The 22,141-nt window shown below is 67.9% G+C and carries 18 protein-coding genes; all 18 read right to left on the bottom strand.

The window, feature by feature from the left end; all coding sequences use genetic code 11:
* Positions 1-5: 5 nt before the first annotated feature.
* The 18 genes from ACXZ1E_RS00770 to ACXZ1E_RS00685 all read right to left on the bottom strand — a co-directional run bounded on the left by ACXZ1E_RS00770 (position 6) and on the right by ACXZ1E_RS00685 (position 22,129).
* Positions 6-2,015, bottom strand: a complete 2,010-nt coding sequence (locus ACXZ1E_RS00770; protein WP_458041587.1) for a primosomal protein N' family DNA-binding protein — start codon at positions 2,013-2,015, stop codon at positions 6-8.
* Between the two features lie 2 nt (positions 2,016-2,017).
* Positions 2,018-3,211 carry a methionine adenosyltransferase gene (metK, locus tag ACXZ1E_RS00765; RefSeq protein ID WP_458041586.1) on the bottom strand — a complete coding sequence of 398 codons (1,194 nt, stop codon included), beginning with the start codon at positions 3,209-3,211 and terminating at the stop codon, positions 2,018-2,020.
* Positions 3,212-3,334: 123 nt separating this feature from the next.
* Positions 3,335-3,610 (bottom strand): DNA-directed RNA polymerase subunit omega, encoded by a 276-nt coding sequence (gene rpoZ / locus ACXZ1E_RS00760; RefSeq protein WP_100810743.1) that lies wholly within the window; start codon positions 3,608-3,610, stop codon positions 3,335-3,337.
* A 109-nt stretch (positions 3,611-3,719) separates the two neighbouring features.
* Positions 3,720-4,304 carry a CoA-binding protein gene (locus ACXZ1E_RS00755; protein WP_458041585.1) on the bottom strand — a complete coding sequence of 195 codons (585 nt, stop codon included), beginning with the start codon at positions 4,302-4,304 and terminating at the stop codon, positions 3,720-3,722.
* Complete coding sequence (locus ACXZ1E_RS00750) at positions 4,301-5,638, bottom strand: O-acetylhomoserine aminocarboxypropyltransferase/cysteine synthase family protein (protein ID WP_458041584.1); 1,338 nt, start codon at positions 5,636-5,638, stop codon at positions 4,301-4,303. The genes ACXZ1E_RS00755 and ACXZ1E_RS00750 overlap by 4 nt, the downstream gene beginning before the upstream one ends.
* Positions 5,635-7,686, bottom strand: a complete 2,052-nt coding sequence (acs, locus tag ACXZ1E_RS00745) for an acetate--CoA ligase (RefSeq protein ID WP_458041583.1) — start codon at positions 7,684-7,686, stop codon at positions 5,635-5,637. Before acs ends, ACXZ1E_RS00750 begins: the two co-directional genes overlap by 4 nt.
* Position 7,687: 1 nt before the next feature.
* On the bottom strand, positions 7,688-8,536 hold the full coding sequence (locus ACXZ1E_RS00740) for an ABC transporter permease (protein WP_458041582.1): 849 nt from the start codon (positions 8,534-8,536) through the stop codon (positions 7,688-7,690).
* Entirely contained in the window at positions 8,536-9,573 is a 1,038-nt protein-coding gene (locus tag ACXZ1E_RS00735) for an aliphatic sulfonate ABC transporter substrate-binding protein (protein WP_458041581.1), read from the bottom strand. Before ACXZ1E_RS00735 ends, ACXZ1E_RS00740 begins: the two co-directional genes overlap by 1 nt.
* The gene (locus ACXZ1E_RS00730; RefSeq protein WP_458041580.1) at positions 9,570-10,442 is read right to left on the bottom strand and encodes an ABC transporter ATP-binding protein; all 873 of its coding nucleotides are present in this window, start codon (positions 10,440-10,442) and stop codon (positions 9,570-9,572) included. Before ACXZ1E_RS00730 ends, ACXZ1E_RS00735 begins: the two co-directional genes overlap by 4 nt.
* Before the next feature lie 181 nt (positions 10,443-10,623).
* Positions 10,624-11,577, bottom strand: a complete 954-nt coding sequence (gene gmk, locus ACXZ1E_RS00725) for a guanylate kinase (protein WP_458352009.1) — start codon at positions 11,575-11,577, stop codon at positions 10,624-10,626.
* Positions 11,570-12,451, bottom strand: coding sequence for an orotidine-5'-phosphate decarboxylase (gene pyrF, locus ACXZ1E_RS00720; RefSeq protein WP_458041579.1), 882 nt, complete (start codon positions 12,449-12,451; stop codon positions 11,570-11,572). The genes gmk and pyrF overlap by 8 nt, the downstream gene beginning before the upstream one ends.
* Entirely contained in the window at positions 12,448-15,735 is a 3,288-nt protein-coding gene (gene carB / locus ACXZ1E_RS00715) for a carbamoyl-phosphate synthase large subunit (RefSeq protein ID WP_458041578.1), read from the bottom strand. The genes pyrF and carB overlap by 4 nt, the downstream gene beginning before the upstream one ends.
* The gene (gene carA, locus ACXZ1E_RS00710; protein ID WP_458041577.1) at positions 15,735-16,889 is read right to left on the bottom strand and encodes a glutamine-hydrolyzing carbamoyl-phosphate synthase small subunit; all 1,155 of its coding nucleotides are present in this window, start codon (positions 16,887-16,889) and stop codon (positions 15,735-15,737) included. The genes carB and carA overlap by 1 nt, the downstream gene beginning before the upstream one ends.
* Positions 16,886-17,407: a PH-like domain-containing protein gene (locus ACXZ1E_RS00705; protein WP_458041576.1), complete on the bottom strand. Its 522-nt coding sequence runs from the start codon at positions 17,405-17,407 to the stop codon at positions 16,886-16,888. The genes carA and ACXZ1E_RS00705 overlap by 4 nt, the downstream gene beginning before the upstream one ends.
* Complete coding sequence (locus ACXZ1E_RS00700) at positions 17,404-18,720, bottom strand: dihydroorotase (protein ID WP_458041575.1); 1,317 nt, start codon at positions 18,718-18,720, stop codon at positions 17,404-17,406. The genes ACXZ1E_RS00705 and ACXZ1E_RS00700 overlap by 4 nt, the downstream gene beginning before the upstream one ends.
* Positions 18,717-19,739, bottom strand: coding sequence for an aspartate carbamoyltransferase catalytic subunit (locus ACXZ1E_RS00695; RefSeq protein ID WP_304686702.1), 1,023 nt, complete (start codon positions 19,737-19,739; stop codon positions 18,717-18,719). Before ACXZ1E_RS00695 ends, ACXZ1E_RS00700 begins: the two co-directional genes overlap by 4 nt.
* Positions 19,736-20,266, bottom strand: a complete 531-nt coding sequence (pyrR, locus tag ACXZ1E_RS00690) for a bifunctional pyr operon transcriptional regulator/uracil phosphoribosyltransferase PyrR (protein WP_458041574.1) — start codon at positions 20,264-20,266, stop codon at positions 19,736-19,738. Before pyrR ends, ACXZ1E_RS00695 begins: the two co-directional genes overlap by 4 nt.
* A 276-nt stretch (positions 20,267-20,542) precedes the next feature.
* Positions 20,543-22,129 (bottom strand): Rieske 2Fe-2S domain-containing protein, encoded by a 1,587-nt coding sequence (locus ACXZ1E_RS00685; protein ID WP_458041573.1) that lies wholly within the window; start codon positions 22,127-22,129, stop codon positions 20,543-20,545.
* Positions 22,130-22,141 lie beyond the last annotated feature (12 nt).

Genomic DNA, 22,141 nt, shown 5'->3' with positions numbered 1-22,141 from the left:
GCCTCCTAGAGCTCCGGGTCGGCCAGATCGACCCGCACTCTGAGTGTATTCCGCGGCGCAGTGCTGCTTGATCCACTCTTGCGCGGTCCGCGTCGACCGCGCAGGGCGGCTGCGACGACCGCTGCCCGCAAACTGGTGGCTACGACCGCGCCGTGCGCGTAGTCGAAGCGCACCAGCACGCGAGCGGCTGGGCCGGGCCGCGTCGCCAGCGGGTCGGCCGGTATCTCGACAGGGCCGATGATGGCATCCGGACCGAGGGCGACCGCCGCGCGCAGTTCGGCCACGGCATGCTCGACGGCGTCGAAGTCGCCCTCGACGGATGCGACCCGGTATGTCGGCGGCATACGCAGCGGAGTCCGGTCCTCGAGTTCCGCCCGTGCATACGCCGCTTGGGTCCACGTCGCGAGAGCGCGCCCGACCGCGCCCGCCACCCCGACCAGATGGACGGGCGCACCGGGGGTAGCCAGTGCCGCCGCATCCGACCACCATCGCAGGCATGCCTCTCCGATGCGCAACGCATCGGACATCAGCATCCGGTCGCCGTCGAGCAACACGACGGCGCGGTACCCGCCCGCGGCGAACGGCTCGGCGCCACGGGTCGCGATGACCAGCGCCGGACGATCGTCGACCTCCATGACGGGGTGCGAGCCGTCCGAGATGATGACGCGCGTGTCGGGGAACGCACGTCCGAGTTCGTCAGCCGTGCGGATGCTCCCCGCCGAGGCGAGGCGGAACTTCGTCTGCTCGCAGTGCGGACACTGCCATCCCGTTGCGACCCGCCCACACCACCGGCAGGTGGGGATCGCACCGCGGCGTTCGGCCTGCAGCGGGCCTCCGCAGTGCGCGCAGCGGGCCGCGCGGCGGCAGCCGTCGCAGATGAGCACCGGTGCGTACCCCGGGCGCGACACCTGCACGAGCACCGGACCGTTGGCGAGGGCCTCGCGAGCCGCCGCGAAGGCCGCCGACGGTACGCGCATCCCGGGCCGCTCGCCCTCGCGGGTCGCGCTCAGAACAACGCGCGGTGCGGTGCGGCGGGTCGCCGGGAGATCTCGTACCCAGCCGATCGAGACCAGGCGCTCGACATCCGTCGTACGGGTATGCCCGGCGAAGACCAGCGCGCCGCCGTCGAGCCCCTGCCGCACGAGTGCCGCGTCTCGGGCGTGGACATAGGGCGCGAGCGGTTCTTCGAGAAGGGGATCGCCGTCGTTCCAGATTGCGACGAGCCCGAGGTTCGCCACGGGGGCATATACAGCCGAGCGGTTTCCGATGACGATGACGGGCGCTTCCGCCAACAGTCGCAGGTACCCGCGATACCGCTCGGCGGCACTGCGAGACGAGTCGTCGCGCACGATGGCTTCGGCCGGCACCGCGTCCGCCAGAGCGCGAGCGAGTTGGTCGAGGTCCCGGTGATCGGGCGCGACGATGATCGCGCTCCGTCCGGCGGCCAGGGTGCGGGTCGCCGACGCGACGAGCAACAGAGCCCACTCGCCAACGGGTTCGCCCCCCGCCGTCTGAGTCGGACGCGGTGGCGCGTCCACAGCGACGCGACCACCGCCATCTATCGTTTCCCACAACCCCGGATAGAAGCCCAGGGTTCGCTCGGCCGCCGCCGCCCTGTGCTCTGAGATCTCGGGCACGGTGGGCTGTTCGCCCGCCACCCACGCCTTCTCGACACGGACCTGACGCTTGGGAATCACCAGGCGCAGGATGTCTGAGGCCGAACCGGCCGCTCGATCGGCCACGCGTCGGGCAAGCGTATAGAGGCGGTCGGGCAGCAGCCGCACATCCGAGACGACGGCGTCGATCTCGGACAGTGGTCGGTCCGGATCCACGGCCTCGCCACGCTCGACGACGTAGGCGTCGACGAGTCGACCGACCGTGCGCAGGGGTACGCGAACTCGCACACCGGGCACGACCGAGTCATCCATCGCCGGCGGGACCGCGTAATCGAGCAGGCGGTCAAGTTGCGGCAGCGGCGAATCCAGCAGCACGCGCGCCACCGGTCGTCCTGCCACGGTCAGAATCCGGCTGCGGCGCGCAGCTCCTCGACGCGGTCGAGGCGCTCCCACGTGAAGTCCGGCAGCTCACGTCCGAAGTGGCCGTAGGCGGCCGTCTGCGCATAAATCGGACGCAGCAGGTCGAGCTGCTCGATGATCGCTGCCGGCCGCAGGTCGAACACCTGCGTGATCGCGCGGGTGATCTCGGCGTCGTCGACGCGTCCGGTTCCGAACGACTCGACGTAGATGCCGACGGGGCGCGCCTTGCCGATCGCGTACGCGACCTGCACTTCGAGGCGGTCCGCGAGACCCGCGGCGACCACATTCTTCGCGACCCAACGCATGGCGTAGGCACCGGAGCGGTCCACCTTGGACGGGTCCTTGCCGCTGAAGGCACCGCCGCCGTGCCGCGAGGCTCCGCCGTAGGTGTCGATGATGATCTTGCGCCCCGTGAGGCCCGCGTCACCCTTCGGCCCGCCGACGAGGAAGGGACCGGCCGGGTTGATGTAGTACTTCACGTCGGGCATGTCGAGGCCCGTGCTCTCGAGCACCGGGTCGATGACCTCGGCCTGCACCAGGGCACGCAGTTCGTCCTGCGAAATGTCGGGGTGGTGCTGCGTCGAGAGCACGACCGAGTCGACCGTCTTGGGGGTCGGCCCGTCGTAGCCGAGCGTCACCTGCGTCTTGCCGTCGGGCCGCAGGAACGGCAGACGCCCCTCCCGGCGGACATCGGCAAGACGCTCCGCCATCCGGTGCGCGGTCCAACTGGCCATCGGCATGAGCTGCGGCGTCTCGGTCGTGGCGTAACCGAACATGATGCCCTGGTCGCCCGCGCCCTGCTCGTCGTGCGGATCGAGGGAGCGCTGCTCGCGCTGCTCGAACGCCTTGTTGACGCCGGCCGCGATGTCGGACGACTGCGCGCCGATCGAGACGCTCACGCCGCACGAGTCGCCATCGAAGCCGGTCTCGCTCGAGGTGTAGCCGATGCGGTTGACGACCTGCCGAACGATCGCCGGGATCTCGACATACGCCGAGGTCGAGACCTCGCCGGCGACGTGCACCAAGCCCGTCGTCACGAGGGTTTCGACCGCGACGCGACCCCGCGGATCCTCCGTCAGAATCGCGTCCAGGATGCTGTCGCTGATCTGGTCGCAGATCTTGTCGGGGTGGCCCTCGGTCACGGACTCGGAGGTGAACAGACGCAGATCGCTCATCGGTACTCCAGTCGGGTGCTCACGCACCAGTGTGCCGGTCAGTATGACGCGGCCCGCCGACATCGCTCGGCGGCGTTCGCCCGGTACGACGTATCGTCGGGCGGTCGGGGATACTCCGAGTCTTTACGCCTCGGTGCCGCGCAGGCGCAGCTTATCCTCGTTGATTTCGTGCATCGCGATGGTGAGCGGCTTGTCTTCGACGGAGGAGTCCACGAGCGGGCCCACGTTGTCGAACAGGTTGCCCTCGTGCAGGTCCGAGTAGTAGTCGTTGATCTGACGCGCGCGCTTGGCTGCGTAGATCACGAGCTGGTACTTCGAGATCGCGTCGCCGTTGGCGTCCTTCTTCTGCAGCAGCGCGTCCAAGGACGGGTCGATGATGCCTTCGCTCGTTCCAGCCATGGCGGATCCTCTCGATCGGGGCCCGGAGGCTAGCGCTTCCGGAAGCTTGTGAGCGCACGCCTGAGCGCACGCATCCGTTCATTCTACGCGAGTGGCGTGCCCGCGAGCTTCAGCGCGACCGGAGTTGCCGTTTCGAGCTGATCACGCCGGTGTCGAAACCGGCGAGGTGCAGCCCACCGTGGAAGCGCGCGTGCTCGATTTTGATGCAGCGATCCATCACGACCGACAGGCCCGCGGTCTCGGCGATCGCCGCAGCATACTCGTTCCACGAACCGAGCTGGAGCCAGAGCGCCGCCGCACCGACGTCAACCGCTTCTTGCGCGACACCCGGCAGGTCGTCGTGTCGGCGAAACACATCGACGATGTCCGGAACGACGGGCAGGTCGCCCAGCGAGGCGTACACGGGACGACCCAGGATGCTCGTCGCCCGCGGATTGACGAAATACACGTCGTAGGGCGAGCTGCCGAGCAGGTACGTGGCGACGAAGAAGCTCGCGCGCGCCGGGTTCTCCGAAGCGCCGACGATGGCGACCGACTTCGCCGTGCGCAGGATCTCGTACCGGTCCTGCGCCCCGGGTGCGGTCCACGTCCGCTCGGGTGCGTGGGGGTGCGGGACCGCGGCACCGGGGAGCGCGCAGGCGGCCCCGGCATCCGTGACGATCGGCTGCTGCGGCACTTCACAGGAAGAACTCATCGCTGCACTCCCGTCGCGGCCGTGAGTGCCTGATCGAGGTCCCACAGGATGTCTTCGGGATCCTCGAGGCCCACCGAGATGCGGATCAGATCGGCGGGCACGCCCGCGTCGATCAGCTGAGCCGCGCTCAGCTGCTGGTGCGTCGTCGATGCCGGGTGGATGACGAGGGTGCGGGCATCGCCGATGTTCGCCAGGTGCGACGCCAGGCGCAGTGCCTCGATGACGGACTCCCCCGCGGCTCGGGCAGCGACGAGACGTTCCTCATCCGTGACGAAGTCTCCGGCGGGCCGGACGCCGAAGGCGAACACCGATCCGGGACCGAGCGGCAGGTACTTCGCCGCCCGCTCGCGATGCGGGTGCTCGTCGAGCCCCGCCCACGTGACGAATGACACGCGCGGGTCGCTGTCGAGCCATTCGGCGACGATGTGCGCGTTCGCGAGGTGCGCATCGATGCGCTGCGGCAGGGTTTCGACGCCCTGTAGGAGCAGGAACGCGGAGTGCGGGCTGAGCGCCGGACCGATGTCGCGGAGCTGTTCCGAGCGGAGCTTGGTGAGGAATCCGTACTCGCCGAAGTTGTCCCACCAGCTGATGCCGCCGTACGAGGCGACGGGCTCGGTCATCTGCGGGAACTTGCCGTTGCCCCAGTCGAAGGTGCCCTTCTCGATCACCACGCCGCCGAGTGTCGTGCCGTGCCCGCCGAGGAACTTCGTGACCGAATGGATGACGATGTCCGCGCCGTGTTCGAGCGGTCGCGCGAGGTAGGGCGTGGCGAGCGTCGAATCGACGACGAGCGGAATGCCGGCCGCGTGCGCGACCTCGGCAAGTCCATCGATATCGGCGATCTCGCCCGACGGATTGCCGATCGTCTCGACGTACAGCACCTTGGTCTCGGGGCGGATGGCGGCGGCGTAGTCGGCCGGGTCGCTCGAGGGCACGAAGGTCGTCTCGACCCCGAAGCGACGAAGCGTCACGTCGAGCTGCGTGACCGTGCCGCCGTACAGCTGCCCCGATGCCACGACGTGGTCGCCCTGGCCGACGAGCGCGGCGAACGTGATGAACTCCGCGCTCATGCCGGATGCCGTGGCCACCGCGCCGATACCGCCCTCGAGCGACGCCAGCCGCTCCTCGAGCGCCGCGACCGTGGGATTGCCGATGCGCGAGTAGATGTTTCCGTACTTCTGCAGGGCGAACAGGTTCGCCGCATCCGTCGCGTCGTCGAAGACGAACGACGACGTCTGGTAGATCGGCACCGCGCGGGCGCCCGTGGAAGCGTCGGGCGTTGCACCGGCGTGCAGGGCACGCGTGCGGAATCCGAACCGGTGATCTTCGGTCATGATCTCTCTCTGATGGTGGCGGCGATGTCTGCGACAGCCCAGGGATTCTGTAGGGAAGTCGTGTCGCCGAGAGGCGCGGGCTCACGGCCGGCGCGGCGCTCGTCTTCAGCCTCCCACAGCTGGGCGAGCAGGCGGCGCAGGATCTTGCCCGACCGGGTCTTGGGCAGCTCGGGCACGACGATGAGGTGCTTGGGTTTCGCAATGGGGCCGATCTCACGTGCGACGTGAGCTCGGAGTTCGTCGATCGATATTTCGGCGGATCCGGATGCCACGACGTAGGCCGTGATGGCGTGCCCGGTGATGGCGTCCGCGACCGCGGTGACCCCGGCCTCCCCCACCGCCGGGTGCGAGACGAGGGCGGACTCGATCTCGATGGTCGACAGTCGGTGGCCCGATACGTTCAGGACGTCGTCGAGGCGCCCGAGAATCCAGACATAGCCGTCGGCGTCGACTGTCGCACCGTCGCCCGCGACGTAGTAGCCGCCGTGCTCTCCGTGGCCGGCAAACGGTGCCCAGTACGAGTCCCGGTAGCGCTGCGGGTTGCCCCAGACGGTGCGAGCCATGCCGGGCCAGGGGCGCTTGACCACGAGCGTCCCCGAACGGCCGGGTGAGACATCCCGTCCCTCGTCGTCGACGACCGCGACGTCGATACCCGGCAGCGCGACGGATGCCGAGCCCGGCTTCAGCGTCGTGACGCCGGGCAGGGGCGCGATCATCGCGGCACCGGTCTCGGACTGCCACCACGTATCGACGATCGGCAGGTCATCGCGCCCGAAATTCTCGCGAAACCACACCCACGCCGCCGGGTTGATCGCCTCGCCGACGGTACCGAGCAGGCGCAGGGTCGACAGGTCGTGGCCCCCGGGCAGGGCGTCACCGAACCAGGTCATGAACGTGCGGATGAGGGTCGGCGACGTGTAGTACACGGTGACGCCGTATCGCTCGATGATCTCGAGATGACGCTCGCGATGCGGGGCATCCGGAGTCCCCTCGTAGATCACCTGGGTCAGGCCGTTCGTAAGGGGCCCGTAGATCTCGTAGGTGTGTGCCGTGACCCAGGCGAGGTCTGCGGTGCACCAGTGCACGTCGTCGGGTTTGGCGTCGAAATGCGCCCAGTGGGCCCAGCTCGCGTGCGTCAGGTAGCCGCCGCTCGTGTGCACGAGACCCTTCGGCTTACCGGTCGTGCCCGACGTGTAGATGATGAAGAGCGGATGCTCCGCGTCGAACGGCTGCGGATCGTGCTGGTGCGAGGCGGTGTCGACGACGTCGTGCCACCACACGTCGCGACCTTCGGTCCAAGGAACGTCCTGCCCCGTGCGGCGTACGACGAGCACGTGCTCGACGTGATCGAGGCCCGCGACCGATTCGTCCGCCGCCTGCTTCACCGCGACGGCCGAACCACGACGATACTGTCCGTCACTCGTGACGAGCAGCTTGGCCCCGGTGTCCTGAACGCGGAAACGCACGGCCTCCGCCGAGAACCCGCCGAAAACGAGGGAGTGCACGGCGCCGATCCGCGCGCAGGCCAGGGTGATCACGACGGTCTCCACGAGCACGGGCAGGTAGATCACAACGCGGTCGCCGGGCCCGATGCCGAGCGCGAGCAAGGCGTTAGCCGCCTGCGACACGCGCCGCTGCAGGTCGGCATAGCTCACGGTGGTGCGGTCGCCCTGCTCGCCCTCGAAGTGCAGCGCAACCTTCTCGCCTCGGCCGGCGGCGACATGGCGGTCGACGCAATTGGCGGCGACGTTCAGGCGCCCGCCGACGAACCAGCGAGCCGCGGGCACGGAGAGTTCGCCCGATGCGTCCGGCACCGGTGGCTCCCACTCGTGCGCGGTCTGCCACGGTGTTTCCCACTCGAGCCGCGCGGCGGCGCGCTCCCAGAACGCGACCGGGTCGGCCGACGCCTCGGCGTACACATCGGCCGTCACGTTCGCCTGCGCGGCGAACTCCGCGGGTGCGGGATATTCGCGCGTCTCGATGAGCCGTGCCTCAGGCAGGCGCGCTTCCGCGAGGGTCCCGTCCGCGACGGGTGTTGTCGCGCTCACGTCAGATCCACCGGCGCAGCAGGTACTTCTGCACGAGACTCAGGATGCCGTTCGTCAGCGTTCCGAGCAGCGCGAGCAGCACGATGGCGAGCAGGATTCGGTCGACCCGGCCGGTCGACTGCGAGTCCGTGAGAAGCCAGCCAAGACCCATGGATGCTGCGATCAGTTCGGCCGCAACGAGGAACAGCCACGACTGCGCGAGTGCGAGGCGGAGCCCGGACATAATCGAGGGAACCACGGACGGCAGCTGAACGGTGCGGAAGAGGGCGAATCCGCGCAAGCTGAACGACCGCGCCATCTCGACGTCGTGAGGGTCCACCTGACGCAACGCCACGCTCACCGTCGTGAAGACGGGGAAGAACGCGCCGATGGCGATCAGGGCGACCTTGGAGTCCTCGCCAATGCCCATCCACAGCAGCAAGAGCGGCACGAGCGCGAGCGACGGGATCGCGCGAAAGGCGGCGAGTGTCGGGCTGAGCAGGACGTCGCCGGCCCGCGTCAGTCCCACGAGCGCCGCCCCTGCCAGTCCAACCACGGACCCGATGACGAACCCGAGCAGCACACGCTGCACCGAGATCGCGATATGGATCCAGAGATCGCCGCTGTCAGCGAGTTGCACCGCAGCCTGGACGACGGTGGCGGGTGGCGGCAGACGATAGACCGGGACCAAACCCGAGCTCGTGACCGACTGCCAGACCCCGAGGATCGCGAGCGGGACGAGCAGCCCACCGACGATCCGCACAACACGGCGGTCCCAGAATGAGCGCGCGCGGGCGCCTGGACGCGCCGTGGAGCCCGAACGCACCGAGGCGTTCGGGCTCGCGGTCGTGCTGGTCGTTGACGAGGTCATCAACCCTTGGTGGCCTTCTCGGCGAACGTCGCGTTGATGATGCTGTCGAGAGCCTTCTGAACGTCGGGCTCGCCGCCCTGCACCGAGCCGGACGCAACGAGAACGGGCGCGATGACCTCGAGCACGGCGAGCTGGTCGTCACCCGGCACGCCGCTCACATCGAGGTTGGAGCGTTCCTGGATCACGGTGTTCGCCACCTCGACGTCGATGCCCGCAACCTCGGCAAGAAGCGCCGCCGTCTCTTCGGGGTTCGCGAGCGCCCAGGCGCGGGCCTCTTCATACGCGTCGACGACGACCTGCGCGACGTCGGCGTGCTCGGTGATGAACTCCTCGGTGGCGTTGAGGAAGCCGTACGAGTTGAAGTCGACATTGCGATAGATCAATTTGTCGCCCGCCTCGACCTCGGCGGCGGCCATGATGGGGTCGAGGCCCGCCCAGGCGTCCACCGACCCGCCATCGAGAGCCGCGCGACCATCGGCGTGCTGCAGGTTCTGCACCTCGATGTCGTCGACCGTCAGACCCTCGGTCTCGAGCGCCTGCAACAGGAAGAAGTACGGGTCGGTGCCCGCGGTCGCGGCCACCGACTTGCCCTTCAGGTCCGCGACCGAGGTGATGTCACTTTCCGGCCCGACGACGATCGCCGACCACTCGGGCTGCGAGTAAATGTCGATGACCTGAATAGGCGATCCGTTGGCGCGCGCCAGCAACGCGGCGGAGCCGGCGGTCGATCCGACGTCGATCGAACCCGCGCGCAAGAACTCGTTCGCCGTATTCGACCCGGCGGACTGCACCCAATCGACGGTGACGCTCTCGCCCAGCGCCTCTTCGAGCAGACCCTGGTCCTTGATGATCAGGCTGAGCGGGTTGTAGGTGGCGAAGTCGATCGACAGCGTGTCGGTCGACCATTCCTGCGCCTCACCGGAAGCGCCCGTGTCGGATGCGGCGGCATTCTCGCCCGCGACGCAGCCCGCGGCGAGCATCATCATCGCGCCGGCCACGAGAATCGCGGGAACGGTGCGGCGGATGGTGGTACTCATCGGATCTCCTCGGAGGGGTTGTTGTGGTGATGGGTGTCGACGCCGAGTCCGTTCAGGAGCTCGGCGCGCAACTCGGTGAGCGCACGGTCAGCGCGGTCGCGGGGGCGGTCGCCCGGAACGACGATCGTGCGGGCGATGGATCCGACGGAAGCATCGGAGTCCGCGGCCGTGTCGAGCGAGCGCAGCAGCAGGACGCGGTCGGCCAGGAACAGCGCCTCTTCAACGTCATGGGTGACGAGGATGACCGTCGTCGGCTGCGCGGCGTGGATATCGAGCAGCAGGTCCTGCATGCGCAGGCGCGTGAGTGCGTCGAGTGCTCCGAACGGCTCATCCAGGAGCAGAACCTCGGGGTTGCGTGCCAGTGCGCGAGCGAGCGATGCGCGCTGCGCCATGCCGCCGGAGACCTCGCGCGGCTTCTGATCGGCGGCCTGCGACAACCCGACGAGCTCGAGCAGCTGCCGTACCGGCTCGCCGCCCTCGCGCTTAGTTCCGCCTCGAGGCCCGCGCGGCAGCCCGAGCTGGACGTTCTGGGCGAGGGTACGCCAGGCCAGCAGGCGAGGTTCTTGGAAAGCGACCGCGGTCCGAGCATCCGTGTCGGTCACGGGGGCGCCACCGACGCGGATCGAACCGCTCGTGGGGGCGTCCAGTCCTCCGAGCATCCGCAACAGGGTGGACTTGCCGCATCCGGACGGACCGACGATGGCCACGATCTCGCCGTGTCGAACGTCGAGGTCTACGCCACGGAGAACCGCTCGCGGCCCACGCGCCGTCGGGAACGTACGCGAAACACCTTCGAGCAGCACGCCCTCCGTCCGCGAGGCGGTTTCGGGAAGGCGTGCGTCAGCGAAGTCGAGAACGGTTGCGGGCACGTCATCATCGTGGACGACCGTGCAACAAAGAGCACATCGGGTCGTAACTTTCCGAAATCGAAAGCGAATGCGTGCTATACCGCGGCCCGGTCACTGAGCCTGTCGAAGTGACTCGTCGTGCCCCGCACCCTGGCTGCTCCCTTCGACAAGCTCAGGGAGCGTCGGTCGACGTGACCACCGCTCAACTCTGGGCGAGGGCCGCGACCTCGTCGGCCGCCGCCGCGACGTTCTCGTTGACCACGAGGTAGTCGAACTCGGGCTGCGCGGCCAACTCGCGCTTCGCCGTCTTCAGGCGACGGGCACGCTCTTCGGAGTTCTCCGTGCCACGACCCACCAGGCGGTTGACCAGCTCGTCCCAGCTGGGGGGCAAGAGGAATACCAACATGGCGTCGGGCATGCTGCGCCTCACCTGACGCGCGCCCTGCAGGTCGATCTCGAGCAACACGGTGCGACCGTCATTGAGAGCACGCTCGATCGGCTCGCGGGGCGTGCCGTACCGGTACTGGTTGTGCACGGTCGCGTGCTCGAGAAGCTCGTCGGCCTCGACCATCCGGTCGAACTCGGCGTCGTCCACGAAGAAGTAATGCGTGCCATCCTCTTCGCCGGGACGCGGCGGACGTGTCGTCGCCGACACCGAGAGCAGGATGTCGGGGTGATGTTCCTGGATATGCGCGGCGACCGTGCCCTTGCCCACTGCCGTCGGGCCTGCCAGGACAATGAGCCGGCTGCGTCCGGGACGCGGCACGGGTTCGGGAAGTCGCTCATCGAGGAAGGCGCTGAGGTCCTTGCGCTGGCGGGTACCCAGTCCCCCGAGTCGCTTGACCGGCGAGATGCTCAGCTGCGCCAGGATGCGATCGCGTTTCCCTTCACCGATAGCGGGGATCGACGTCAGAAAGTCGGGTGCACGCATGGCCGCCGCAGCGGACTCCGGTGCAGCCCATGCCCGTCGAAGCAGCTCTTGGGGTGTGATGACGCGGGTCGTGACGTCGCGTTTGAGCGCCGCGCGTTCGCGCCGTGCCGCGATGGCGCGTCGGGATGCAGCGGCGCGGTCCACCTCGGGTGGGGTGCCTCCGCGTCGTTCAACGACCCGTTGTTCCTCCGGGCGTCGCTCGTCCCCTGCCGGCGCGTCAGTCACCGATGATCTCCTCCGTGCGTCGTCTGTCATCCATCGCCCGCGCCAAATCGGTGCGTACCGGTCCCGCAGCAAGGATGCTGCGGCTCTCGGCCACGATCACCACGGGTGCGAGGCGTCCGAAGATCGTCTCACGATCCTCCGACCGTGCGCCCTGATGTCCGAAGCCGGGCGCCAGGATCGGCGCGACCGGCTCGAGATCAACGGGAACTCCCCGCTCGGCGAGGTTCACGGTCGCACCGATCACCAGACCGATGCTTCCCCACGAACCCACCTGCGTCGTGACGGCATTGAAGGCCGCCACCTCCGCCGCGATCGCGCCGGCCACGGTCCGAGAAGGCTCCGCGGTGTCGTCGGCCTCCGGCATCATCCGAGCGCTCTGCAGACCGGATGCCTCGGGGTTGCTCGTCGCCGCCAGCACGAACGCGCCCTTGCCGTGCGCGACGGCGTAGCGCAGCGTGTCCTCGAGGGAGCCGCCGCCCAGGTACGGGCTGAGGGTCACGGCGTCGGCCTCGAGCGGCGAGCCGGGGGTCAGCCAGGCGCGGGCGTACGCGTCCATGGTCGATCCGATGTCGCCGCGCTTGGCGTCTGCGATTACCAGCAGGCCCGCTGCGCGGGCCGCCGCGAGCACGTCCTCGAGCGCCGCGAACCCGGCCGAGCCGAACCGCTCGAAGAACGACACCTGAGGCTTGACGATCCCGCAGTGCCCCTCGGCGGCTTCGACGACACGCAGCCCGAACGTCCGTACGCCGTCGGCCGAGACATCCAGCCCCCAGTCCGCGAGCAGCTGCTCGTGCGGATCGATACCGACGCACAGGCGTCCGTGCTCGCCGAACGCCGCGCGCACGCGATCGCCGAACGCCGGGCCTGCGCTCACCCGCGTGCCGCCCGGTCCGCCGCGTACTCCTGCAGGCTCCTGACGTCGAAGCCCTGACGCACGGCGTCCATGGCGCTCACCGCGGCACCCAGAACGGCGATCGTCGTGAAGAGGGCCTTGTCGGCCGCCACGGCCGCGGCGCGGATCTCGTAGCCGTCGGCGCGGGCGGACCGTCCGCTCGGCGTGTTCACGATGATGTCGATCTCGCCGCCATTGATCAGGTCGACGATGTTGCGCGCGCCGGAGGCTTGCGTCTCGCTGTACTTGTTCACGATGCGGACGTTGATGCCGTTACGGGCCAGGATCTCGGCCGTGCCCTCGGTCGCGACGAGCGAGAAGCCGAGCTCCTGCAGCCGGTGCGCGGGCAGGATGACCGCACGTTTGTCGGAGTCGGCGACCGAGATGAAGACGGTGCCCGACAGCGGCATCCCGCCGTACGCGGCCGCCTGGCTCTTGGCGAACGCGGTCGGGAAGTCCTTGTCGATGCCCATGACCTCGCCGGTCGAACGCATCTCGGGCCCGAGCACGGAATCGACCGTCTGCCCGTCCTTCGTGCGGAACCGCTTGAAGGGCAGCACGGCCTCCTTGACCGAAACTGGGGAGTCGAGCGGCACGCGCGAACCATCGATCGGGGGCAGCATCCCCTCGGACTTCAACTCGTCGATCGTCGTCCCGGTCATGATGCGCGCGGCGGCCTTCGCAAGCGGGATGCCCAGGGCCTTCGAAACGAAAGGTACGGTCCGGCTCGCGCGCGGGTTCGCTTCGATGACGTAGAGGATGCCGGCGCTGATCGCGAACTGCACGTTCAGAAGGCCGCGCACCCCGACGCCCTCGGCGATTGCGAGCGTCGCGGTGCGCACTCGGTCGATTTCGGATCGGCCGAGAGAGATCGGCGGCAGGGTGCACGCCGAGTCACCGGAGTGGATACCGGCCTCTTCGATGTGCTCCATGACGCCGCCGATGTACAGCTCGGTGCCGTCGTAAAGGGCGTCGACATCGATCTCGACCGCGTCGTCCAGGAAGCGGTCGACCAGCAGCGGCATGCCGGGGCCGATGATGACCTCTCCCGCGGTCCGCACGAAGTAGTCGTACAGGCTCGGGGTGTCGTAAACGATCTCCATGCCGCGACCGCCGAGCACGAAGCTCGGACGGACGAGAACGGGATATCCGATGTCTTCCGCGACCGCGACAGCACCCTCGGCATCCGTCGCCGTGCCGTGGCGGGGCGCCACGAGGCCTGCGGTGTCGAGGATCTCGCTGAACAGCTGGCGCTCTTCGGCGAGGTCGATGGCCGCGGGGCTCGTGCCGAGGATGCGGTAGCCGGCCTCTTCGATGCCCTTCGCGAGTCCGAGTGGCGTCTGCCCGCCGAGCTGGCACACGACGCCGAAGATCTCACCCGACGCGGCTTCGGCGTACAGCACCTCGAGCACATCCTCGAGCGTGAGCGGCTCGAAGTAGAGGCGGTCCGACGTGTCGTAGTCGGTCGAGACCGTCTCCGGGTTGCAGTTGACCATGATCGTCTCGTAGCCCGCGTCCGACAGTGCGAACGACGCGTGCACGCAGGAGTAGTCGAACTCGACGCCCTGACCGATGCGGTTGGGGCCCGATCCGATGATCACGATCTTCTGGCGGTCGGACGGCGTGACCTCGGTCTCGAAGTCGTAGCTCGAGTAGTGGTAGGGCGTCAGCGCCGGGAACTCCCCGGCGCAGGTGTCGACCGTCTTGTAGACCGGGCGGATCGAGAGGGCGTGACGGATGCCGCGAACCTCGACCTCGGGAATGCCACGCAACTGACCGATCTGGACGTCGGAGAATCCGTGGTCCTTCGCGAGCAGAAGCGTTTCCGCGTCCAGCTCCGCGGCGTCGCGGACGAAGTCGGCGACCTCGTTGATGAGGACGATCTGGTCGAGGAACCACGGGTCGATGCCCGTCGCCTCGAACATCTCGGGGACGCTGGCGCCGGCGCGCAGCGCCTGCTGGACGACGACGATCCGACCATCCGTCGGCGTCTTCGACACCTCGACGAGCTCGTCCTTCGTCCGCGGTTCGTCGCCCCAGTGGAAGCTCGACCCGCGCTTCTCGAGCGAACGCAGCGCCTTCTGCAGGGCTGTCGCGTAGTTGCGGCCGATCGCCATCGCCTCGCCGACCGACTTCATGGTGGTTGTCAGCGTGGTGTCGGCCGCGGGGAACTTCTCGAAGTTGAAGCGCGGGACCTTCACGACGACGTAGTCGAGCGTCGGCTCGAAGCTCGCGGGCGTGACCTTGGTGATGTCGTTCGGGATCTCATCCAGCCGGTACCCGAGAGCGAGCTTCGCGGCGATCTTCGCGATCGGGAAGCCCGTCGCCTTCGATGCCAGCGCCGACGAGCGCGAGACACGCGGGTTCATCTCGATGACGATGATGCGGCCGTTCGAGGGATCGACCGCGAACTGGATGTTGCAGCCACCGGTGTCGACGCCGACCGCGCGAATGATGTCGATGCCGATGTCGCGCATCTTCTGGTACTCGCGGTCGGTCAGCGTGAGTGCCGGCGCGACCGTGATCGAGTCGCCTGTGTGCACGCCGACCGGGTCGACGTTCTCGATCGAGCAGACGACGACCGTGTTGTCGGCGGTGTCACGCATGAGCTCGAGCTCGTATTCCTTCCACCCGAGGATCGACTCCTCGAGCAGCACCTCGGTCGTCGGCGAGTCGCGGAGGCCGGCGCCGGCGATACGACGCAGGTCGCGCTCGTCGTAGGCGAAACCTGAACCGAGTCCGCCCATCGTGAAGCTCGGCCGCACGACCAGCGGGTATCCGAGCTCCGCTGCGCCCGCGAGCACCTCGTCCATGGTGTGGCAGATGCGGCTGTCGGCGACATCGGCGCCGGAGTCCAACACCAGCTGTTTGAAGATCTGGCGATCCTCGCCCTTGTTGATCGCCTCGAGATTCGCACCGATCAACTCGACGTCGTACTTCTCGAGGATGCCGTGCTTGTCGAGCTCGATCGCGGCGTTCAGGGCCGTCTGTCCACCAAGTGTGGGCAGGATCGCATCCGGCCGTTCCTTCGCGATGATCGTCTCGATGACCTGCCAGGTGATCGGTTCGATGTAGGTCGCGTCGGCGAAGTCGGGATCGGTCATGATCGTCGCGGGGTTGGAGTTGACGAGGATGACGCGGACGCCCTCCTCGCGCAGCACACGGCAGGCTTGGGTGCCCGAGTAGTCGAATTCGCAGGCCTGGCCGATCACGATCGGGCCGGACCCGATGACCAGGACGCTCTTGATGTCGTCGCGCTTAGGCATCAGTTGTTGTCCTTGCTCTGCTCCGCGAGCACCATGTCGCGGAACCTGTCGAAGAGGTAGTTGGAGTCGTGCGGGCCCGCGGCAGCCTCGGGGTGGTACTGCACGCTGAAGGCCGGGATGTCCAGGGCACGCAGACCCTCGACCACCTGATCGTTCAGCCCGATGTGGCTGACCTCGACACGCCCGTACCCCTGAGGGCTGTCGAAGACGCTGTCAACCGGCGCCTCGACCGCGAAGCCGTGGTTCTGCGAGGTGATCTCGACGCGGCCCGTTGACTTGTCGAGCACCGGCTGGTTGATGCCGCGGTGGCCGAACGGCAGCTTGTACGTGCCGAGTCCGAGGGCCCGCCCGAGCAGCTGGTTGCCGAAACAGATTCCGAAGAACGGCGTGCGGTCATCGAGCACGGCGCGGAGCAGTTCGACGTGCTGATCTGATGCTGCGGGGTCGCCGGGGCCGTTGGAGTAGAACACCGCGACCGGGTCGAGGGCGCGGAGCTCATCGATCGTGACGTGCTGGGGCAGCACGTGGACGTCGAACCCGCGGGCGGCGAGGTTGTGGATCGTCGCGCTCTTGACACCAAGGTCGAGCACCGCGAGGTTTCCGATGCGCTCCGCTGTGGCGGGGTAGACCTCGACGGCCGTCACCGAAACCTCGGCGGAGAGGTTTCGACCCGACATCGCGGGAGCCTCGCGCACGATGCGCAGCTGCTCGTCGGCGTCGAGCGCCGCCTCCGCGCCAGAGAAGATCCCGCCGCGCATGCTGCCGGCGGAGCGGATGTGGCGGGTCACCGAGCGCGTGTCGATTCCGCTGATGCCGACGATGCCGTCGTTCACAAGAGCGTCGTCGAGCGACTCATCCGCTCGCCAGTTCGAGACGACACGCGAGGGGTCCCGCACGATGTAGCCCGACACCCAGATGCGGCGGGATTCGGGATCTTCGTCGTTCATGCCGGTGTTCCCGATGTGCGGCGCCGTCTGCAAGACGATCTGCCCGGCGTATGAGGGGTCGGTGAGCGTCTCCTGGTAGCCGGTCATGCCGGTGGCGAAGACGACTTCGCCGAGGGTCGTGCCGCGGGCGCCATAGGCCCGTCCGGCGTGGCGGGTGCCGTCTTCGAGAACGAGAACGGCGGGGTCTTTCGTGAGATGCGAGATCATTCGGCTTTCCCTGTCGGGGTGGGCTGGGGAAGGATGCGGGTGACCGCGGCGAGCAACTCACCGGAGGTGTTGCCGGGCGCGTCACCCGTCATTCGGACATAAGAGTCGGCGATCGTTTCGGTATCGACCCGCCAGGCGAGGCGGACGAGCCCGTCGCGCTCGACGACCCGGTCGATGGTCCAGGTCGCGCGATCGACACCGACGATTCGGGATGCCGCGACAAAAACGGGAGCCTCGCCCGTGATCGCGAGCAGAACGCCCGCCGACGAGACCTCGATCCCGACGCGTCCCCGGTATCGGAGGTGGCGGATTGCCAGGCGATCCAGCGGCTTCTCGTGGCGCGTCGTGGCGACATAGAAGCCGGAGAAGGATGCCTCGGCGACGAAATGCTCGGGCACGTCTGTCGGCGCGACGAGACCGCGGTCGCGTCGGACCCGGCGCGACCAGCCCCACGCGATGCCCGCGAGCACCAGAACGCCGAAGCCGATGATGATGGCCATTGCTGCGCCGAGGGTCATGCGCGAACCTCCTGTGCGAGATCGGCGACGAGCTTTCCGTCGGCGAATGTGGGGCGACCGCGGTGGATCGTCCAGAGCACCCGCCCCGGCAACGGCTGGCCGAGGTAGGGCGAGTTCGAGCTCAGACCGTGCAGATCGGATGCACCGAACACTTCGCGCACGTTGGGGTCGTACAGCGTCAGCTCGGCAGGCTGTCCGGCCGCGAGTGGCGTGCCGTGCGCGGCGAGCATCCCGATGCGTGCGGGGGCGTAGGACAAGACCCGGGCGACGTCGGCCCAGCCGAGCAGCCCGGTTTCGACCATCGACGCGTGCACGACCCGCAAAGCGCTCTCGAGGCCCACCATGCCGTTCGCGGCGGCTGCCCACTCGCAGCTCTTGTTCTCGGCGGGGTGCGGGGCGTGGTCGGTCGCGACGATGTCGATCGTGCCGTCCGCGAGGCCCTCGCGCACCGCGAGCACGTCCTCTTCGCGGCGGAGCGGCGGATTGACCTTGTACCGGGCGTCGTAGCCGCGGACGAGCTCATCCGTCAGCAGCAGGTGATGCGGCGTGACCTCGGCCGTGACGTTGATGCCCCGCTTCTTCGCCCAGCGGATGATGTCGACCGACCCCGCGGTGGAGAGGTGGCAGACGTGCAGGCGAGAACCGACGTGTTCGGCCAGGAGAACGTCGCGCGCGATGATCGATTCCTCGGCAACGGCGGGCCATCCGGTCAGCCCGAGCTCGGCAGAGACCCTCCCCTCGTTCATCTGGGCGCCCTCGGTGAGGCGAGGGTCCTGCGCGTGCTGCGCGATCACTCCCCCGAATGCCTTGACGTATTCGAGGGCGCGCCGCATGATCAGCGGGTCCCACACGCAGAAGCCGTCGTCGCTGAAGACGCGGACGCGGGCGCGAGAGTCTGCCATGGCGCCGAGCTCGGCGAGTCGCTCACCCTTCTGCCCCACGGTGACGGCGCCGATCGGCTGCACCGTCGCGTAGCCCGCTGCCTCGCCGAGCGCGAGTTCCTGCTCGACGACGCCGGCGGTGTCGGCCACGGGCGACGTGTTCGGCATCGCGAATACGGCCGTGAAGCCACCCGAAGCCGCGGCACGCGTTCCCGTGAGGATCGTTTCGGATGCCTCGTATCCGGGTTCACGCAGGTGTGTGTGGAGGTCGACGAGGCCCGGCAAAGCAACCAGCCCGTCCGCGTCGATCCGTGTCGCGCCCGCGCGGCTCAGCCCGGTGCCGACCTCGGCGATGCGACCGTCTTCGACGATCAGGTCGACGGCGGATCCGCCCTCGATGTGGGCACCGGCGATGAGGAGAACTTCGCTCATCTCTCCTCCTCGTTTGTCACGCCGGCAGACATGATGCCGGCTTTCGTGCCGCCGTTCGTTATCTGCTCGTCCAGGCCGGGACGCTCGCCCGCGAGCAGCAGGTACAGCACCGCCATCCGCACGGACACACCGTTCGACACCTGCTCGAGAACGGTCGAGCGGGGCGAATCGGCGGCGGCCGCCGAGATTTCGAGACCGCGATTCATGGGTCCGGGATGCATCACCATCGTATCGGCGGGCAGGGACGCCAGGCGCCGCGGGTCGAGACCCCAGCGTCGGGAATACTCCCGCTCAGTGGGAAAAAATGCCGCACCCATCCGCTCGAGCTGAATCCGCAACATCATGAGTGCGTCGGGACCCTCGGCAATCGCCTCGTCGAGGTCGTACACGATGCGGGCGGGCCAGGCAGAGACATCCTGCGGCACGAGTGTCGGCGGGGCGACAAGTGTGACGTCGGCGCCGAGCCTCGAGAGCAGCCACACGTTCGAGCGGGCGACCCGCGAGTGCAGGACGTCCCCTACGATCGTGACCTTCACACCAGCGAGATCACGCCCGCGGCTGTCGGCGCCGAAGGTGCGCTTGCGAATCGTGAAGGCGTCGAGAAGAGCCTGCGTGGGGTGCTCGTGCGTGCCGTCGCCGGCGTTGACGACGCCCGCGGTGATCCAGCCGCTCGAGGCGAGCGTGCGCGGAGCCCCGGATGCACCGTGCCGGATGACGACCGCGTCGGCGCCCATCGCCTGCAGGGTCTGGGCCGTGTCCTGCAGGCTCTCGCCCTTCGACACGCTCGAACCCTTCGCGGCGAAGTTGATGACGTCGGCGCTCAGACGCTTGGCGGCCGCCTCGAACGAGATGCGCGTGCGGGTCGAGTCCTCGAAGAAGAGGTTGACGATCGTCTTACCGCGGAGCGTCGGCAGCTTCTTGATCTCGCGGCGCTGCGTGTCGGCCATGTCCTCGGCGACGTCGAGGATCTCGAGAGCCAACGCGCGATCGAGTGTCTGGGTGTCGAGCAGGTGCCTCATGATCCGACCGTCACCTCTTCGATGCCGTCGGTTTCGGCCAGACGCACGTTGACGCGTTCCTCCCGCGAGCTCGGCAGGTTCTTGCCGACGAAGTCGGGCCGGATCGGCAGCTCGCGGTGGCCGCGATCGATCAGGGTCGCGAGGCGAACCGCGGCGGGCCGTCCGATGTCCTGCAGCGCGTCGAGGGCGGCCCGGATGCTCCGGCCCGAGAACAGCACATCGTCCACCAGCACCACGGTCTTGCCGTCTACCCCGCCGGCGGGGATCGACGTGGGCTGCGGCGTGCGCGTGGGATTGCGGGCGAGGTCGTCGCGGTACATCGTGACGTCCAGCGCACCGACCGGGACGGTCGTGCCGCTGAACTCCGAGACCAGGGTCCCGATGCGATGAGCGAGGGTCACACCGCGTGTGGGGATCCCCAGAAGCATCAACCCATCGGCACCCTTGTTGGACTCGAGGATCTCGTGAGAAATCCGGGTCAGGGCTCGTGCGATGTCGGCCTCGTGCAGCACGGTTCTCGTGCTCATGTGCCGCTCCCTTCTCCGCCTCACAGGACGGTGTTAAAGGTTGCTGTGCTCTCTCACCTTACCGGACCCTGTACATCCGTTTGTCCCTCGCGCCCGTCCCAGGACACCGAAACACCCCTGGTGTGCCGAGACACCCCCCGCCACAGGGTTTTTCGCTGCGGCAGGGGTGTTTCGCTGTCTTTGGGTGCTGGCGGGATCAGACGGTGGCGGGGTCAGACGGTGGCGGGATCAGACAGTGGCGGGATCAGACGGTGGCGGGATCAGACAGTGGCGGGATCAGACAGTGGCGGGAGCGGATGCGTCCGCGTCGATCGGGTCCGTCGCGTCGGGGGTCGCGTGCGCCCGGATCGGGTGACCCTGCGACGTCAGGCACCTGCCCGACGTGAGATCCCACTTCCAGTCGTGCAGACTGCAGGTCAGCACGCCGTCCTCGATCTTGCCCGTCTTGGTCAGGTCGGCCCGCAGGTGCGGGCAGCGGCGCTGCACAACCCAGTCGCCGAGCTGGACGTCCTCGGTCTGGTCGGACTGCTCGGCGTACCAGTTCTCCACGTACTCGATGCGATCACGCGAGAGGCACTTGAGGAACGTGGTCAGGAACTCGTTGAACTTGCCGCTGCGTCCCACCTCGAACTGCATGGACAGGAAGATCGAGTTCGACCAATCGATTTCATGGTCGCGAATATTGGTCGACACGAGGTCGGCGGGGATCGTGTACCAGTAGATGCACTCCTCGCCCGCGTATTCGCGGACCTTCGCCTTCGGGAAGTCCACCACCATGTCGAGGTCGCCGATGCGGAAGCGGACATTGCCGCCGACACCGTCGCGGATCGTGCGGGCGCGGCGCAGCAGCGGCTCCCACCACCCCTTGATCTCGGCGAGCATCTCGTCGGGCGGCAGAACCGGGGCACGGGATGCCTCCTCCGCGCGCACCTCGTCTTGCCGCGAGTCTCGCTGCTCGGCAAGGTAAGCCCACTTGTCGCCGAAGATGTGCTCGATCTCGGCTTCGCTGTAGAGCGTCTGGGTGACCTCGAGTTCGCCGTTGTTCAGATCGACCTGGGTGCCCGGGACGAACAGGTACCCCTTCTGCTCGGGGCGCACCTCGGCCATGTGCTCGAGAAACTGGCGCTGATCCGTGAAGATCGAGTCGTTCTGCTCGCCGAGACCGTTGTAACGGAACAGCTCTTCCCGCAAGAACATCGGCGGACCCGCCATCGGGAACACGTGCTCCGCGTCGACCTTCTCGATGTAGTACATGGCGCGCTTGTTCTGCGCGTCGCGCTTGAGCTGCGCGAAGTGCACTTTCGAGTCCTGAGGCAGGTCGTAGACCATCGGCCACCAAATCGCACCCGACACCTGCGTGAAGTAGGCCTCGGGCTTCGAAAACGACAGCAGCTTGTCGAGGTCGAGCGGGTGAGAGTCGTTCTGGTTCAGGACGCTGGCGGTGCCATCATCCACGCTCAACGATGAATCGCCGATGGGCCCGTCGCTCGGGGCACGCAAAGGGGTCACCATGACCTTCAGTTCGCCGAACTTCAGCGTCTCGCCGTTCGGGGTGTAGACGATGTTGTCGTAGCCGAGCGCCCGCAGGTCGTTTTCGAGATCGTCGGTCGGATAGTCCGGCAGCAGCACGGTGATGTCTTTGCGGACGTAGCGCTCGAGCATCCGCGGGTCGAAGTGATCCCGATGCCGGTGCGAGATGTACAGGAAGTCCGCGGCACCGAAACGCTCCCAGTCGAGCGCCCGATTGTCGGGGAACGGGAACCACGACCCGAAGAAGCTCGGGCCGATCACCGGGTCGCAGAGGATGGATCCCCCGAGCGTTTCGATGAACATTCCCGCGTGGCCGAGGCCCGTGATGCGCATGTCTGCCCTTCC

It is taken from the genome of Pacificispira sp. HM-600 (genome assembly GCF_977993705.1).
The sequence above is the reverse complement of the archived record's forward strand: the minus strand, read 5'-3'. Positions and strand labels throughout refer to the sequence as shown.